Annotated in this window: 1 protein-coding gene; it reads right to left on the reverse strand. The window is 66.8% G+C overall.

The genetic code is table 11. From position 1 onward, the window contains the following. Positions 1-229: hypothetical protein (locus ACTFO6_RS20200; RefSeq protein ID WP_439936035.1), on the reverse strand; the 229-nt coding region annotated here is incomplete at both ends.

Raw genomic sequence — 229 nt, forward strand, 5'->3', positions numbered from 1 at the left:
GCCGTCGCGTCCTGAATCACGTGCTCCAGGAAGAACAGCACGCGCGGCGCCGTTCCGGGATCGCGTTCGTCCACGAGGACTGCACCGCTTCTCAAGAGGTCGCGGTGGCGCTCCAGCGTGAGATCGAGCACAGCGTCGAGCAGCGGATGGCCGGGGCAGATGAATGCCGCGAGCGGTTTACCCGGGGGCGCGATGAGCGGCTTCTCGAAGACGATGCGCTCGTAACGGG

Source organism: Pelomicrobium sp. G1 (genome assembly GCF_051905455.1).
Taxonomy (GTDB): domain Bacteria; phylum Pseudomonadota; class Gammaproteobacteria; order Burkholderiales; family UBA6910; genus Pelomicrobium.